The organism is Desulfovibrio mangrovi (genome assembly GCF_026230175.1).
GTDB lineage: Bacteria > Desulfobacterota > Desulfovibrionia > Desulfovibrionales > Desulfovibrionaceae > Halodesulfovibrio > Halodesulfovibrio mangrovi.
Window position 1 is genome coordinate 614,362 of the sequence record NZ_CP104208.1, and the last position, 16,157, is coordinate 630,518.

Below are 16,157 nucleotides of genomic sequence, written 5' to 3' on the forward strand. Positions count from 1 at the left end.
TATTTATACTCGAAAGAGAAGCGGTGATGGGGTATTGATTCCCTGTCGGAACCAAGGCACACTGCGAAGAGTCCGTTCTACGCAAACTTTGAAGGGGACTGCACCGGATGTCAACCCTGAACCAGAGGAACCTCTTGTGATCATTGACTGGAAGGCGCTTGCGCCGGAACTTTCCCGCCCTCTGCTCAAGGGAGGAGTGGGCAAGGTGCATCTGCTCGGCATGGCTGACACCGCTCTCGGGCTGGCCGGAAAGGGCGGCCCCAAGGCTGCCCTGTATACGGAACTCGGTTGCGATATGCTGCTGGCCGCATGGGAACATGACTGTCTTGATGCTGACACTGCCGGGCATCTTCTGGCGTTGCACAGGGTCAGACCCATGCTCAAGCCTGAGGTGCTGGCTGTGGTCTCTGCCGTGCATGGTGCAGGAAGACCGGACAATCTTACCTATCTCAACCGGCTGTTGCAGAAGCGTGAAACCGATAAGACGTTCCGCTTTCTTGAACAGCAGCGTGAGAAAACGCCTGCTGTCCTGTTCTGGGCGGCGCAGGCTCTTATAGTCGGTTTCTATGAGGCCGAATATGACAGGGTCAGCGCGTGGCTTCATGCGGATACAGCCATTCCCGCGCCCCTGAAGGAACGGCTTTTCGGCGATGTGGCTTTTGCGGCAGGGGATTATGCCGCTGCGGTGACGCATTATGAAAGGGCCGTGCATGCCCTGCCGCTGGTGTCGCATTCCATGCGTCTTGCAGAAGCCGTATACCGTACGGGTGATACCATTCGGGCTACGGGGCTGTGGGAAGCGGCTGCGGCGCAGCGTCCCTGGTGCATCAATATTTTGTTTCGTCTGCATGACGTGAAGACCGGTCTGGATGTCGATGTGCGTCTGCCGGAAGGCCTCGGTGCAGCTCTGTTGTATACGTGGAACAAGGCCGAGTATCTGGACAGGGCGCTGGAGAGCATTGCCGCGAGCGAAATGGATGGCAACCGCGTGGTGGTGCTGGATAACGGCTCAACGGATGCGACTCCTGATGTGCTGAAGGCATGGTGCGACCGCATGGGCAGAGACAGGATGGAAGTTGTCACCCTGCCGCTGAACGTGGGGGCACCCGCTGCGCGCAACTGGCTCATGCATATAAAAGCCCTTGCGGATTGCCGCTGGGTGGCGTACCTCGACGACGACGCCATGCTTCCCCCCGACTGGCTGGGTCGTTTCGGTGCTGCCATGCATGCTTATCCTGATGCCCTCGCATGGGGCTGCAAGGTGGTTGACCATACGAATCCCATGGTTCTGCAGTCTGTTGATTTGCATCTGGATGAGGGGGGCGAGGTGCTTCCCGCGCCCGAGCACATGGAACCGTATCAACGCCGGTTCAGCGTTTCGGACATACATCATCAGGAACTGGATTTCGGCTGGTTCGATTATGTCCGGCCCTGTGCCTCCGTAACAGGGTGTACGCACATGTACCTGCGGGAAACTCTTGTGGAGCACGGCGGATTCGACCTGCGATTCTCTCCCTCGCAATATGACGATCTGGAACATGATCTGCGCGGTGTACTGTATGGGCGTCTGCCCGTGTACACGGGACACCTGCGCGTGACGCACATGAAGCGCACCGGCAAGGCCGCCCGCACGGACAGCGGGGAGTTCGGCAACGCCTATGCCAACATGTATAAACTGCAAATGAAATATACGGCAGCGGAATTCGAGACCATGCGCTGCAACGACGAGGCGGCCGCACAGACGGACCTTCTCGCCAAGTTGCTGCGCCTTGAGCTGTAGAAAGACTTTCGCGCCATAACGGATTAAATATGACAGTTTTCGATACCCGGAGCACCGTGCTTGTTACCTGCCCTCGCGGCGCAACGTCCATTTGTGCGGATGAACTGCGTGCACTGGGCTTTCCTGTCCTCGGTGAACTGGCTGCCGCCGTGGAAACCGAGGCCACGCTCCGCGAGTGCATGCGGCTCAATCTGTATCTGCGCACCGCGCATCGCGTGCAGTTCGTGCTCAAGCACTTCAGGGCCTCCAATGCGGATCAGCTTTATTCGCATATTCATGCGGTTGAGTGGGAACAGTGGATTTCGCCTGACGGCTACCTTTCCATCGGTTCGCACGTGGTGAATAACGAATCCATTCGCGATACCCGTTTTGCCAACGTGCGCGTCAAGGACGCCATTGTGGATCGCATGCGCGCCAAGTTCGGCAGAAGGCCGGATTCCGGTCCGGACAGCACGGGTATCGTGGTTTTCCTGCACTGGTCCGGAGACGACTGCACGCTCTATCTGGATACTTCGGGCGAGCCGTTGAACCGTCGCGGGTACCGCAAAATTCCCTGCAAAGCTCCCATGCAGGAGACGCTTGCCGCTGCCACCATCCTTGCTTCCGGCTGGAAGGGGGATACCCACTTCGTCAATCCTATGTGCGGCAGTGGCACCCTTGCCATTGAGGCTGCCCTTATCGCCCTGAACAGCGCCCCTGGCCTCATGCGCGATAACTACGGGTTCATGCATGTGCCCGGGTATGATCCCGCAGACTGGGACGCATTGCTCGATGAGGCTGAAGCCAACGAAAAAGGCGAGCTTTCCATCCGCATTATTGCCACGGATATTGATCGTCCCACTGCGGAGGCCGCCTACAAGAACGCGAAAGAGGCCCGTGTGGAGCAGTATATCCAGTTCGGCGCCTGCGACTATGCCGAGACCCCAGTGCCGGAAGAAGGGGGCATGATCATCATGAACCCGCCCTACGGCGAGCGTCTTGGCGACAAGGAGCAGCTCGGGCCGCTGTATTCGGGAATCGGCGATTTCTTCAAGAAGCGTTGCGCCGGATACATGGGCTACGTTTTCACGGGCAACCCTGAACTTGCCAAGCAGGTGGGGCTGCGCACCAAGCGCAAGATTCCGTTCTTCAGCGCCAAGATAGAATGCCGCCTTCTGGAATACGAACTGTACGGCGGAACCAGAAAGCAGAAAGACTAGCGCCCTCAGCGCGCAGGGTGGCTGCGTATGGACAGGGAACTCAGAAACAGCATTGCACCGCTGGTTATCGTCCTGTGTGTGGCGGTTCTGGGAACCTGTGCGTATTTCTGGCAGCCTGAATTTCTGCGGAAGGCCGAACTGGCCGCGTACGACATGCGGATCAAGGCGCGTGGCGTACAGGCCGGTTCCGGCAAGGTCGTCATCATTGCCATTGATGAGGAGTCCATCCGCAGGGTGGGACGCTGGCCATGGTCCCGCGCGGTCATGGCGCGTCTTGCCTCGGCGCTGGATGCTGCCGGCGTCAAGGCCGCTGTCTACGATATCGGTTTCTTCGACCCGGAACCCAAACCCGCGCAGGATGAGCTTGTCGCCCTTATCGGCAGGGCCAAGTCGCTAGGTCTGTCGCCGACTCCCGCCTTTCAGGCCTATCTGAAGGAACGGCTTTCCCTTACCAATCCCGATGCCCTGTTTGCACAGGCGCTCGCTGCCAGCAGTACCCCGCAGATTCTGGGGTATTACATGCAGCTGGGCGGCAGCGCTGGTTCTAAACGTGAGATGGACGGCAGCAGTGCCGGCGTGGCGGCCTATCCGGTACAGAAGAGGCTGGGGGGAGCCGCCGTCCGCTCCGGAGACGAAACGTCTGATGCCTTGCCCTTGCCTCTGGCTGTCGGAGGAAGGGCCAATCTGGCGTTGCTGGCGAAACCTGCGGCGGGACAGGCTGCCTTTAATGTGTTGCCGGATACGGACGGCACTGTCAGGCGCTATCAGATGGCTTTCCGCCTGATGTCTGAAGGGCGCGAGAGCGTGGTCATGCCGCTGGCGGCAGCCCTCTTCGGGCGGGCCGTACCGGAATCGCCTCCCTCCTTGCTGCTGGGGGATGCCGGAATTGCCGGTTGCGAGTGGGGCAGGCATGTCGTCTTCACGGATGAGCAGGGGCGCATGATCCTCAATTATCGCGGACCGGGGGGAACCATTCCCCATATCCCGGCGTGGCGCCTGCTGGACATGGCTGGCGGGCAGACCAAGGGGAACGAGCTGCGCAGGATGATGGAAGGCAAGTTCGTGGTGGCGGGGGTGACCGCGCCTGCCGTGTTCGACATGCGAACCACGCCGTATGAAACGACCTTCCCCGGCGTGGAGATCCATGCCACGGCCCTGGACAACATGTTTGCACAGGATGCCATTTCGCGTCCCGCATGGGCTGCGCTTGCCGATGTGGGAGCCATCTGGACGCTCTGTCTCGCGTGCCTGTTGCTGTTTGTCCGCACGCGTCCTCTTTTTTCCCTCGCCGGTTGCAGCGCATTGTTCGTGGGTTCGCTTATGGGCAACGAGTATGTTCTGGTCCACAAACTGTTCTGGCTGAATCTTGTCTTTCCTCTGCTTGCGCTCACCGCTTCGTTCATTGCGCTTAATACCCACCGCTTCTTATTTGTGGACAGGGAACGGAGACAGATGAGGGCGGCGTTTAACCGTTATCTGGACCGGAACGTGGTGCAGGAGGTCATGGAAAATCCGCAGCAGTTGCGGCTGGGTGGTGAAACGCGTGAACTTACGGTGCTGTTTTGCGATATTGTCGGCTTTACCACGTTTTCGGAACGGATGGAGCCGGAGGTGCTCGTACAGTTGCTCAACAGATACCTCACCTGCATGACGAAGGAAGTCATGCGGGGCAGGGGGCTGCTGGATAAGTACATCGGAGATGCGGTCATGGCCGTGTTCGGGGCTCCGCTGCATTTCGACGAGCATGCGGAAGCCGCGTGCCGGACTGCCCTGCGCATGCTGACAGGATTGAACGCCCTCAATACGGAACTGCAACGGGAAGGTTTTGCGCCGTTGCGCGTGAGCATAGGCATCCATACCGGTGAAATGGTCGCCGGTAACATGGGGTCGGAAGAGCGGATGAGTTATACCGTCATCGGCGATGCGGTGAACATTGCCTCCCGTCTTGAAGGGCAGACCCGGAAATATGGGTGCACAATCCTTTGCAGTGAAGCAACCTATGCGCAGGTGCATGACAAGTTCTGGATGCGTCCTGTGGACAGGGTGCAGGTTCGGGGCAGGGAAGGGGCTGTGGCTGTGTATGAATTGCTGGGCCGCATTGAGGAGGATTGTCCCGTAACGTACCTTTCCGAGTATTATGCCATGCTGGAGGCCATGGAGAGCGGAAATATCGCGCAGGCCCTCGAGCTGGCCGTAGCCATGACGGAAACCGCACCTGAGGACGGAGTGGCCGCCTATTACCGGAGGTTGCTGGAAGAAAAAACGCACGCGGCAGGGTAGTGTTGCTGTCTTCTTCACGTCTGCTTCGATTTGTTGAGTACATGCCGTCGTACTTGACAGATCGGTTACAACTGGGCAAACCACGCAGCAACGGAACGTGCTGTCGTCCGTTTCATCTGACCGAACAGGTCCTTATTCCGGGCTTCACTATGAGGTGAAACCCTCTATTTTCATTTGAAAACAGCCGGTTGTCCTGACCGGCACTGACACCGTAAGGCAGGAATACGTGGGCAAATCCGATCGCTACCAGAAGATGTTTACCGTTACGTGGGATCAGTTTCACAAGGACGCAAGAGAACTGGCAAGGCGTCTCGCCGATCGCGGTCCTTTCAAGGGGATAGCTGCCATCACCCGCGGCGGTCTTGTTCCGGCGGCCGTGCTTGCGCGGGAGCTGAACATTCATCTTATCGAAACGGTGTGCATTTCCAGCTACAACTGGAAAGATCAGGACGAGCTGCGCATTCTCAAGCACGTGGAAGGCGATGGCGAAGGCTGGCTGATCGTTGATGACCTCGTTGATACGGGAAACACTGCCAAGGTTGTGCGCGAAATGATGCCCAAGGCGTTGTTTGTCACCGTCTACGCCAAGCCCAAGGGGCGTCCTCTGGTGGAGGAAGTCATTGCCGAAGTAAGTCAGGACACGTGGATACTGCTCCCCTGGGACAGTGCGGTGCAGTTCGTGGAGCCTATTGTAAATTTGACGGAAGAAGGGTAATTTTCCTTTTTTGCGATACAGCTTCTGAATCGGCGCGAGGTGGGCGTTCCGCAGCGGATGTCCGCAATTTTGCAACCCATTATCACAAATGACACTTTTCTGCGCTTGGAGGGATGTGATGCGTAAACTGTTTGGTGTGCTGGCGCTTGTCGCCCTGGTCGCCATGCTCGGTATCGGGACCGTGCACGCGGCTGACAAGGAACTGAAGGTCGGCTTTGTGTATGTTTCTCCCATCGGGGATGCCGGTTACTCCTTTGCCCATGACCTTGGCCGTCAGGCCATTGCCAAGATGGACGGAGTTGAAACCTCCTATGTTGAATCCGTGCCGGAAGGTGCAGACGCCGAGCGTGTTATCATGAACATGGCTCGCAAGAACTTCGATATCATCTTCACCACCAGCTACGGCTACATGGACCCCACCCTGAAGGTTGCCCAGAAGTTCCCCAACATCACCTTCATGCACTGCTCCGGTTACAAGACCGCTCCCAACATGTCTGCGTACTTCGGCCGTATTTATCAGGCCCGTTACCTCGCAGGTATGGTTGCCGGCAAGATGACCAAGAGCAACATCCTCGGTTACGCTGCCGCATTCCCCATTCCTGAAGTTATCCGCGGCATCAACGCTTTCACCCTGGGTGCACGTTCCGTGAACCCCAACGTGAAAGTACACGTTGTATGGACCAAGACCTGGTACGACCCGGCAACCGAAAAGGAAGCCGCCAAGTCCCTGCTTGACGTGGGCGCAGACGTTATCGCCCAGCATCAGGACTCCCCCGCAGCTCAGGAAGCTGCTCAGGAACGCGGTGTATACAGCGTTGGTTACAACTCCGACATGTCCGCTTTTGCCCCCAAGGCTCACCTGACCTCCGTTGTGTGGAACTGGGCTCCTTTCTACACCACTGTTGTGGAGAAGGTACGTAAGGGCGAATGGAAGTCCGACCACTACTGGTGGGGCCTTTCCGAAGGTGTTGTTGACCTCGCTCCCTTCGGCGAAATGGTGCCGCAGGACGTACGTGATCTCGTGAATGCCCGTAAGGCCGAGATCAAGGAAGGCAAGTTCAAGGTATTTGCAGGTCCCGTCAAGGATCAGTCCGGCAAGGAACGCGTAGCTGCTGGCGACGTTGCTCCTGACGACATGCTGCTCGGCATGACCTGGTTTGTTGAAGGCGTTGTCGGTTCCAACGAATAACGTCGGTTTCCAATCCGGTTTACTGGAGATTCCCGCTTCATGCTAGGATTCAGAATAGCAAAGAGACAGGAGCCCCTTCAGTGGGGCTCCTTTTTTATTTTTTTCGCGGCGTTGGCGTTGTCGCTGGGTATAAGCTGCCTGTTGCTCGCCATTCAGGGCAAGCCCTTCATGCGTGCGCTCTTCCTGTTGTGGGAAGGGGCGTTTGCTCACGGCTACTCGCTGGAAGACACAGCCCTGAAGAGCATCCCCATTTTCCTGTGTTCTCTCGGCGTGGCGGTGTGTTTCCGTATGCAGGTGTGGAACATCGGTGCGGAAGGGCAATACGCCCTTGGCGCCGTGGGAGCTACCTGGGCGGTTCTTACCTTTCCTGATGCCCCTGCATGGGCGCTCATGCCGCTCATGTTCTGTGCCGCAGCCCTGCTTGGCGCATTTTGGGCGGCTGTTCCAGCGTTCCTGCGCCTTAAGTTCGAGCTGAACGAAATCATTTCAACGCTGATGTTCAACTACATCGGCATTCTGCTGCTCGAATACTTCGTCTACGGCGATTGGAAGGACCCTGCCAGCTTCGGCTTCCCCATGACGATCATGTTCCCGGATACGGCCATTATCGGCTCGCTGTTCGGACGCATTCACTGGGGTGCTGCCGTGTGCGCCGTGGTTGCCGCAATGCTTTCCGTATTCCTGAAGCGCACCCGTCTCGGCTTCGAGCTTATGGCAGGCGGTGAAAACCCGCGTGCTGCACGATATGCTCGCATGCCTTACAGTTTTCTCGTGATGCTGGTCATGGTTCTGTGCGGTGCTCTTGCCGGTTGGGCCGGACTTATTGAAACGTCCGCCACCCTAAACCGCCTGCAGCCCAACGTAGTGGTCGGCTATGGCTATACCGCCATTGTTGTGGCGTGGCTCGCCCGCCTGCGCATCACGTCCATTGCGGTCTTTTCCATTCTGCTGGCAGGCCTGCGCGTTGGCGTGGAGAATCTGCAGCTTGAGCTTCAGGTTCCTGCCGCCTTTGCGGGTATCATGCAGGGCCTTCTGCTCATCACCGTTCTCGCCGGACAGTTCTTCAACTGGTATGAGATTCAGCGCGTTTCCCGCGTGGAGGCGGAGGCTGCCAAAGCCGATGAGGGAGGGAACGCCTAATGGCTCTTGAACTGATTATTCCCATTCTTGCGGCGACCGTGCAGTCCGGCACGCCCATTCTTTACGCCACGTTGGGCGAAATGCTCACGGAGCGTTCCGGTGTGCTGAACCTTGGCGTGGAAGGCATGATGATCTTCGGTGCCTTCGGTGCCTTCCTGTTCACCTATTTCACCGGCAACCCGTGGGTAGGCCTGTTCATGGCCGGTATTTTTGCAGGCATTCTCGGTCTGCTGCACGGCGTGGTCTGTCAGGTGTTCCAGGGCAATCAGGTTGTTTCCGGCCTTGCTCTCACCATTCTCGGTGTCGGCCTTGCAGACTTTCTCGGCACTCCCTATGTGGGCGTGGCGACCACCGGGTTCACTCCCTTTGCTTTCCCGGTGCTTTCTTCCATCCCCGTCATCGGGGGCATTTTCTTCAAGCACGACGCGCTGGTATATCTTTCCTACACCTTGCCCTTCATTTTCTGGTTCTTCATGAACCGCACCCGTTGGGGCATGGCGCTTGCCGCTGCCGGTGAGCATCCGGCCGCATGTTCCGCTGCAGGTCTCAACCCCGTGCTCATGCGCTGGGCAGGCATGTTCTTCGGCGGCTTCTTTGTGGGACTGGGCGGCGCGTACCTCTCTCTTGCCTATACGCATCTCTGGACCAGCAACATGACCGGCGGCCGAGGCTGGATTGCCGTGGCTCTGGTCATCTTCGCGTTCTGGCGTCCCGGTCGCGCCGTATTCGGCGCCTATCTCTTCGGTGGCATCATGGCCTTCCAGATGCGCCTGCAGGCTCTTGGCGCAACCTTGCCGTCATCGTTGCTGCTGATGCTGCCTTATGCGCTGACCATCATCGTACTGCTGTTCTCGTCGGCTCGCGGCAAGGGCCGCGCTGCGCCTGCCGCGCTTGGCGTGAACATTGAGCCCGGAGAATAGTCATGAGCGAACGCGAGATCATCAATAAGCGAACGAACCGCAACGCCTTTGTGCACCTGCCCCCTCTGGTCAGGCTTGAGCATATCTGCAAGGTGTTCGGCAAGGTCCGGGCCAACCACGACATTACCCTCGACATCCGTCCCGGCATGATCAAGGCTTTGCTGGGTGAGAACGGCGCGGGCAAGTCCACGCTCATGTCCATTCTATCCGGCCGGTTCGGTCAGACTTCCGGCAGCATCTATGTGGACGGCACCCTGACCCGTTTTGATTCGCCCCGCGACGCCATCAATGCGGGCATCGGCATGGTGTATCAGCACTTCATGCTGGTCGAGTCCATGACTGTTGCCCAGAACGTGCTGTTGGGGCAGGAGAAGAGTTTCATCATTTCCCCCAAGGCCATGGAAGCCGAGGTGACCAAGCTGGCAGATATGTATGGTCTGCCCATCGATCCGGCTGCCCGTGTGTGCGATCTTTCCATGGGTGAAAAGCAGCGGGTGGAGATACTCAAGCTTCTGTACCGCGACAGCCGTATTCTTATTCTCGATGAACCCACTGCGGTGCTCACCCCCGCCGAGACCGAGCAGCTCTTCGAGGCCATGTGGCGCATGGCGGATCAGGGTAAATCCATCGTCTTCATTTCGCACAAGCTCAAGGAAGTACTTGCGGTGGCGGATGAAATCGCCATTCTTCGCAAGGGCGAGATTGTTGACGAATTCCATGAGAGCGACGTGCCGAACGAGACGGTTCTTGCCAACCGCATGGTGGGCAGGGATGTCGTGCTTTCCATTAACGCCGAGCCCGTGAAGCCTGGCGGTGTGGTGCTGGATATTGCCAACCTGACCGGTGACGGCATGGACTCCATCAGCCTGACGTTGCGCAAAGGCGAAGTTGTCGCCATTGCCGGCGTGGCCGGGAACGGCCAGAAGGAGCTGGTGGAAGTTGTCTGCGGCCTGCGCAAGCCCGTTGCCGGCAGGGTGGAGATTCTGGGGCTGGAGTGGAACAAGTTTTATCCGCGCCCTCCGCGCAAGGGCAAGTCACTCGCCTACATCCCTGAAGACAGACAGGGACTTGCTACCTGCAAGTATCTTGATCTGGTGGATAACTTCCTGCTCACCACCCGTCATTCCTTTTCGAACGGTCCGTTTCTGAACCGCAAGGAAGCGACCGAGACCACGGTGAAGATTATTGACGAGTTCAACGTGCAGCCCGGACATATTGAAGGCACCGCACGATCCCTTTCCGGCGGCAACCTGCAGAAGCTGGTTATCGGCCGTGAGTTCTTCCGGCAGCCGGACATCATCGTTGCGGAGAACCCCACGCAGGGGCTGGATATCTCGGCCACGGAAGAAGTGTGGCAGCGCCTGCTGGAAGCCCGCAACCGTGCAGGCATTCTGCTCATCACGTCCGAATTGAACGAAGCACTGCAGTTGGCGGACTATATTGCGGTAATGTATCGGGGACGCTTCATGGACGTATTCCATAAGTCCGACACTGCCAAGGTGGATGCCATAGGCCTGATGATGGCCGGTGTGACAGCGGTGTAGTCTTTTGTAATTCTTGTATCAGTTGAAATACATGAGTCAGGCCCGATACTGCAGTGCGGTTTCGGGCCTGTTTATTTTTACAGCAGATATCCTGTTGTCTGTATTTCGTGTTTCGGAACCTTTTGACATGTTGAGCTGATGTCGTGCAATATATCGCAGTACACTTGGCGGACTGTGCGGGGGCGCAGGAGAGCATATGAGTGAATCGGTACTGAAGGCTGCAGTGCTTGAGGCTGCCCGCGAGATGGTGCTGCCTGACGGCTCCGGCAAGGTGGTATTGTCGCTGGACGATACGAAAGCACTGGCGGAAAAGCATGGCTGCCCCCAGCGCGACGTGGAGCGTATAGCCCTGCTGGAAGGGGTGATGCCCGGCCGCTACATGCGCAACTACAGCCACATGGATTGTTCCGAGCAACTCAAGCTGCTTGATGCGCATGTGTTGCTTGTCGGGTTGGGCGGTCTTGGCGGTCACGTGCTGGATCTGCTCGTCCGTATGGGCGTCGGTACCATTACCGGTGCAGACGGAGACTGTTTTGCCGAGAGCAATCTTAACCGCCAGCTCCTTTCCCGTGAAGACTCCCTCGATGTTCCCAAGCCGGTTTGCGCTGCACGCCATGTTGCGGCAATCAACAGCTCCACGACCTTTATCGGCATCCATGAATACCTGAGCGGCGATGCACTTCTTGCGGCCTGTCACGGCAAGACCGTGGTTATCGATGCCTTGGGCGGGCTCAAGTATCGCGCCGAACTGGAACGTGCAGCCGCGACGGCCGGTGTCCCCCTTGTCTCCGCCGTGGTGGCAGGGCTGAGCGGCTACGTTGTGGCGGTCTTTCCTGGTGAAACCGGACCAGCCGAGATGCTGGGCACCGGTTCTGCAGCGGAGGATGTGCTCGGTACGCCTTCTCCTGTGGTTGCCTGCGCTGCGTCAATGCAATGTTCAGAAGTGATGCGCATCATCATCGGTCGTCCCCGGATGCACGGGGTGCTATTCTTCGATCTTGCCGATCGCAGCTTCCAGAACGTGCTGTTCGAGGACGTGTAGTCTGCACGTCTTTTTTCCTGTCCGTAACCCTTCGTGTTGAAACCGATTTTCGCTCTCACGGCTGGACAGTTCGATCATATCTGCTATCCTGTGATGAGGAGTGCAAATATGGCATCAGCTGAAAAAACAAAAGCACATATATCGGCCGTTTGCCGAGTGACGTGGGTCGGCCTGTTCGTTAATGTCGTGCTTTCCGCCATCAAGGTGACGGCGGGTATTGCAGGGAACAGCCGTGCCGTACTGGCAGACGGTATTCACAGTATTTCCGACATGGTGACGGATGTGGCACTGCTTGTGGGAGTGCATTTCTGGTCCGCTCCGGCGGATGAGAATCATCCATACGGACATGGGCGGCTGGAAACGCTCGTCACGGTGTGCATCGGGCTGCTGCTTGCCGCTGCGGGTATCGGCATCGGCTGGGACGCCATTTCGGGGTTCCGGACGGGAGAGATACATCACAGCAAGCCTGTGGCCTTCTGGGCGTCATTTGTCTCTATCGTGGCAAATGAACTGCTGTATCAGTGGACTGTGCGAGAGGGGCGCAGACTCAATTCCTCGGCCGTTATTGCCAACGCATGGCATCATCGCAGCGATGCGCTCAGTTCCATTCCTGCCGCGTTGGCCGTGGGCGTGGCCATGCTGCTGCCGGAGTGGGCTTTTGTGGATCTGGTGGGAGCCATTGTGGTTGCCGTATTCATTCTGCATGCCGCGTGGTCCATCTGTTATCCGGCTCTGGAGATGCTGATAGACAGAACTGCTCCCACAGAGGTCATGGACAGACTCAACGAACTGGCCTGTTCCGTGCCGGGAGTGCTGAGCGTGCACAGGTTGCGTTCCCGCTACCAAGGGGCCGGCTTGCTTGTGGACATGCACATCGGTGTTGACGGTGGTATTTCCGTCAAGGAAGGGCACGATATTGCCGATGCCGTAGAGCGTCTGTTGCTGACGGAAGAGCTCGACGTGGCAGAAGTGCTGGTGCACGTTGATCCGTGGCTTCCGGAAGACGAGTCGTGCACCTAAACTGAGGAGCAATTAGTCCTCCTACGAGAAATGAAAAAGCCGGACAGTACGATGTCCGGCTTTTTTTCTTGCTCGGTGGGTGGCTATTCCGTCTCATCCTCGCATTGGCCTTGATAGCCGAACAGGAAACAAAGTCCCGAGCGTACCTTGGCGGAGAAGATTTTTTCGCCGATGAGCGAACCGGCAACACGTTTGTTGATTTCGCCGAGGGTGGGGTAGGGGTGTATGGCTCCTGCGAGGGTTGAGAGTTTTACGCCGCCGCCCAGCACGGCTACCCATTCGTTGATGAGCTCGCCCGCGTTAGGGCCGACAATTTGTACGCCGAGTACCTTTTCTTTTTTATCCAGCAGCATCTTCAGGCAGCCTTCAGTTGCTCCCTGCGCGATGGCGCGGTCATTGTCTGCGAATCGTTCGATTCGGACCGTGTAATCAAGTCCCTTATCCTGCGCGGCCTTTTCGTTGAGGCCGATGGATGCAAGCTCCGGTTCCGTATACGTGACCCATGGCAACCATGTGTAGTCTGCCTTGCGCGGCAGCTTGAACACCGCGTTGCTGACCACGATGCCGCCTTCATACCCGGCGGCGTGGGTGAACTGGTGGCGGCCCGTTACATCACCGCAGGCAAAGATATGTTTGCAGGAAGTACGCATGCGGGCATCCACGTCAATGCCTTTGGGCGAATAGTCCACTCCGGCCTGCTCAAGGCGCAGATCCTTTACGTTGGGGGTGCGCCCCAATGCAACAAGCAGATGCGTACCCGCAATGGTCTGCGTTCTGCCTTCATGCTGCACCACTTCTACCTCAATGCCGTTCCCTTCGTCCGACGAATTGCGGACGGCACGTACGGCCGTATTCAGAAGGAAGCGCACGCCTTCCTGTTCCAGTGCATCCTTCACTACATCAGCCATCTCCTTGTCCTCTTTGGAGAGGACCTGCCCGGAACGCTGGATGACCGTTACCGTGGAGCCGAGTCTGCGGAAGGATTGCGCCATTTCAAGGGCAATGGGGCCGCCGCCGAGAATGACGAGGGATTCCGGCAGGTGGTTCAGCGAGAAGATGGACGTGTTGGTCAGGTAGGGCACTTCGTCGAGGCCGGGGATGTTCGGAACAGAGGCTGTCGAACCGGTGGCTATGACGATTTGTTTGCCGCTGACCATTCTGGTTCCTTCGGCACAGGTGATGCTTATGGTGTGCTCATCCACAAAGGTCGCATTGCCAAAGAGCACCTTGGCTCCCAGTCCGGTGAAGCGTTCAGGCGAGTCGTGCGGCTGGATGGTCTCAATAACCGAGCGGATGCGTGCGGCAACATGGGAAAAGTCAACCGGGGGCAGGTCCGGCTGCGGCAGGCCCCAGCGGGCGGCATTGGCCATGCGGTGCCGGTTGCGGGCTGTGGTGATGAGCGTCTTGCTGGGGACGCAGCCGTAGTGGAGACAATCGCCGCCGAGATTGGCTTCCCGTTCCACAAGCAAGACCTTCACGCCCAGTTGGGCGGCTCCGGCGGTGGTGGTGAGGCCGGCAGCGCCGCCGCCAAGGACGATCATGTCATAGTCGTAAGCCGTCATGCATACCTCCTGTGGTCAGCGGTTGCGTCTGCGCAGGAATTCAAGCGTCTTGCGGGCAATGAGCGGAAAGAGGCCCAGAAGGGCGAATGAGGCAAGCAGTGAAGGGGAAAGGATGCCGGAAAGGGTTTCGATTTTTCCCAGCTCCTTGCCTGCGTTAACATAGACCGCTGTTCCGGGCAGCATCCCTAACTGGGACACCCAGTAGAAGGTTCGTATGGGCAGTGAGGTCAGTCCCATGCCCAGATTAATGAGAAAGAAGGGAACTACGGGAACAAGCCTCAGGGTGAAAAGGTAGAAAGCACCCTCCTTGGCTATGCCTTCGTCCATGCGTTTGAGGCGATGTCCGAACCTTGCCCGGACCCAGTCCCTGAGCAGGTAACGGGAAACCACGCAGGCCAGTGACGCACCGATGGAGGACGCAAAGGAAACGACGACCATCGCCGTCCAGAAGCCGAACAGGGCTGCCCCGCCGAGGGTGAGAATGGTTGCCCCGGGCAGCGACAGGGCCGTGCTCAGGATGTAGATGATGGAATACCCCGCTATAACGGCCACCGTGTGTTCCTGATAGAGCGTCTGCAGGTCGTGCTGGCTTGCTTTGATGGAGTCCAGCGTCAGGTACCGGTTCAGGTCGAAGATGAAGAACAGGGCAACCAGCGCGGCTATCACACCAAGCAGAATGAGTTTTTTCTTGTCCGTTCGCGGTGCGGTGGCACCGGATGCGGTTTCTGGTGCTGTGGTCCGGTCAGGAGAGGTCATTTCGCGTTCTCGCAGGTTTCAGGTGGCGCAGGGAGATAATGCGTTCAGGAACGGTTCAGGTGCATGACTGCCAGTTGGGCGGCTCCCCACAGGCCGAACTCCTCATTGGTGTTCAGGTGTACGGGAATGTTCCGTAGCAGGTGTCCGTGTGTGTCGCTGTCCAGAAATGCCTCTGCAAAGGCAGGATGGCGGACGATGCAAGGATTGCCGGAAGCGACGCCGCCTGTGATGACCAGCCCCCCGAGAGCAAGGGTCTTCAGCACGAAGTCGTGGCAGGCCCGGCCAAGAAAACGGGCAAACAATGCCAATTCTGGCGATGCCTGTGTAAGGCGCGACGTTACCTCTCGTGATGGCAGCCGTTCGCCTGTGAAGAAGGTATGCAGATTGCGTATGCCGGAGCCGGAAACAACCATGTCGCCGATGACCTGCGGCCGGCCGGTTTCCTTGCGGAGGAAGTCGGCAAAGGCGTTTTCTTCAGGACCGATGAACGGAAAATGGGCGTGCCCGCCTTCTGACGGTATGGCTTTGTACTGTCCGGGGCTCACTTCGATGAGCAGGGCGTGGCCGAAACCGGTGCCAGCACCAAGTATGGCGATGGGAGCATCGGCAACAGGCGTGCCAGAAAGAATGGGCGTTGCTTCGCGCATGGCCGGACTAAGGCAGGCATAGGCCTGTGCCAGAAAGTCGTTCACCAGCAGGGCGTTTGCGCAGCCGCAGGATGCAGGCAGCGTTCTCAGGTCAAGGTCCCAGGCAATGTTGGGCAAGGCGGCGCGTTTGCCGTGTTCAACAGGTCCTGCCACGGCAAGGACAATGGCGTCTGCCGTGTGCGGTGAGCAGGGCAGAGAGGAGGCCGCAAGCTGTTCCAGCAGTTGTTCAAAGCTGGCTGCCTGCGTTGTGGAAAGCCACACGCTTGCCTCGCGCCTGAGTTCGCCGTCGCTGTGCGTAAAGGCGGCAAAGCGGCTGTTGGTGCCGCCGATATCGGCAACAAGTATGCGTTTCACGGAAGGCTC

General features: G+C 58.2%; 13 protein-coding genes. 10 read left to right on the forward strand and 3 right to left on the reverse strand.

Going from position 1 to position 16,157, the window contains the following annotated elements; genetic code table 11:
• The first annotated feature begins 136 nt into the window (after positions 1-136).
• The 10 genes from N1030_RS02870 to N1030_RS02915 all read left to right on the forward strand — a co-directional run bounded on the left by N1030_RS02870 (position 137) and on the right by N1030_RS02915 (position 12,829).
• Complete coding sequence (locus tag N1030_RS02870) at positions 137-1,780, forward strand: glycosyltransferase family 2 protein (protein ID WP_265827545.1); 1,644 nt, start codon at positions 137-139, stop codon at positions 1,778-1,780.
• 29 nt (positions 1,781-1,809) lie between these two features.
• On the forward strand, positions 1,810-2,979 hold the full coding sequence (locus N1030_RS02875) for a THUMP domain-containing class I SAM-dependent RNA methyltransferase (RefSeq protein WP_265827546.1): 1,170 nt from the start codon (positions 1,810-1,812) through the stop codon (positions 2,977-2,979).
• Between the two features lie 27 nt (positions 2,980-3,006).
• Positions 3,007-5,259, forward strand: a complete 2,253-nt coding sequence (locus N1030_RS02880; RefSeq protein WP_265827547.1) for a CHASE2 domain-containing protein — start codon at positions 3,007-3,009, stop codon at positions 5,257-5,259.
• A 226-nt stretch (positions 5,260-5,485) separates the two neighbouring features.
• Positions 5,486-5,974, forward strand: a complete 489-nt coding sequence (gpt, locus tag N1030_RS02885; RefSeq protein WP_265827549.1) for a xanthine phosphoribosyltransferase — start codon at positions 5,486-5,488, stop codon at positions 5,972-5,974.
• Positions 5,975-6,137: 163 nt separating this feature from the next.
• Positions 6,138-7,163, forward strand: a complete 1,026-nt coding sequence (locus N1030_RS02890; RefSeq protein WP_420842837.1) for a BMP family ABC transporter substrate-binding protein — start codon at positions 6,138-6,140, stop codon at positions 7,161-7,163.
• A 39-nt stretch (positions 7,164-7,202) separates the two neighbouring features.
• Positions 7,203-8,303: an ABC transporter permease gene (locus N1030_RS02895; RefSeq protein WP_265827551.1), complete on the forward strand. Its 1,101-nt coding sequence runs from the start codon at positions 7,203-7,205 to the stop codon at positions 8,301-8,303.
• Positions 8,303-9,223 carry an ABC transporter permease gene (locus N1030_RS02900; RefSeq protein ID WP_265827552.1) on the forward strand — a complete coding sequence of 307 codons (921 nt, stop codon included), beginning with the start codon at positions 8,303-8,305 and terminating at the stop codon, positions 9,221-9,223. Before N1030_RS02895 ends, N1030_RS02900 begins: the two co-directional genes overlap by 1 nt.
• 2 nt (positions 9,224-9,225) lie before the next feature.
• Positions 9,226-10,767, forward strand: a complete 1,542-nt coding sequence (locus N1030_RS02905; protein WP_265827553.1) for an ABC transporter ATP-binding protein — start codon at positions 9,226-9,228, stop codon at positions 10,765-10,767.
• A gap of 196 nt (positions 10,768-10,963) precedes the next feature.
• Positions 10,964-11,809: a ThiF family adenylyltransferase gene (locus N1030_RS02910; protein ID WP_265827554.1), complete on the forward strand. Its 846-nt coding sequence runs from the start codon at positions 10,964-10,966 to the stop codon at positions 11,807-11,809.
• A 108-nt stretch (positions 11,810-11,917) separates the two neighbouring features.
• A complete protein-coding gene (locus N1030_RS02915) occupies positions 11,918-12,829 on the forward strand; it encodes a cation diffusion facilitator family transporter (protein WP_265827555.1) in 912 nt (303 codons plus the stop codon).
• A gap of 83 nt (positions 12,830-12,912) precedes the next feature.
• Here the strand turns inward: N1030_RS02915 and N1030_RS02920 are convergent, their stop codons facing one another.
• The 3 genes from N1030_RS02920 to N1030_RS02930 are packed head-to-tail and all read right to left on the reverse strand — an operon-like array spanning position 12,913 to position 16,148.
• Entirely contained in the window at positions 12,913-14,391 is a 1,479-nt protein-coding gene (locus N1030_RS02920) for a dihydrolipoyl dehydrogenase family protein (protein WP_265827556.1), read from the reverse strand.
• 15 nt (positions 14,392-14,406) lie between these two features.
• Complete coding sequence (locus N1030_RS02925; RefSeq protein WP_265827557.1) at positions 14,407-15,147, reverse strand: TVP38/TMEM64 family protein; 741 nt, start codon at positions 15,145-15,147, stop codon at positions 14,407-14,409.
• Between the two features lie 44 nt (positions 15,148-15,191).
• Positions 15,192-16,148, reverse strand: a complete 957-nt coding sequence (locus N1030_RS02930; RefSeq protein WP_265827558.1) for a glucokinase — start codon at positions 16,146-16,148, stop codon at positions 15,192-15,194.
• Positions 16,149-16,157: the final 9 nt, after the last annotated feature.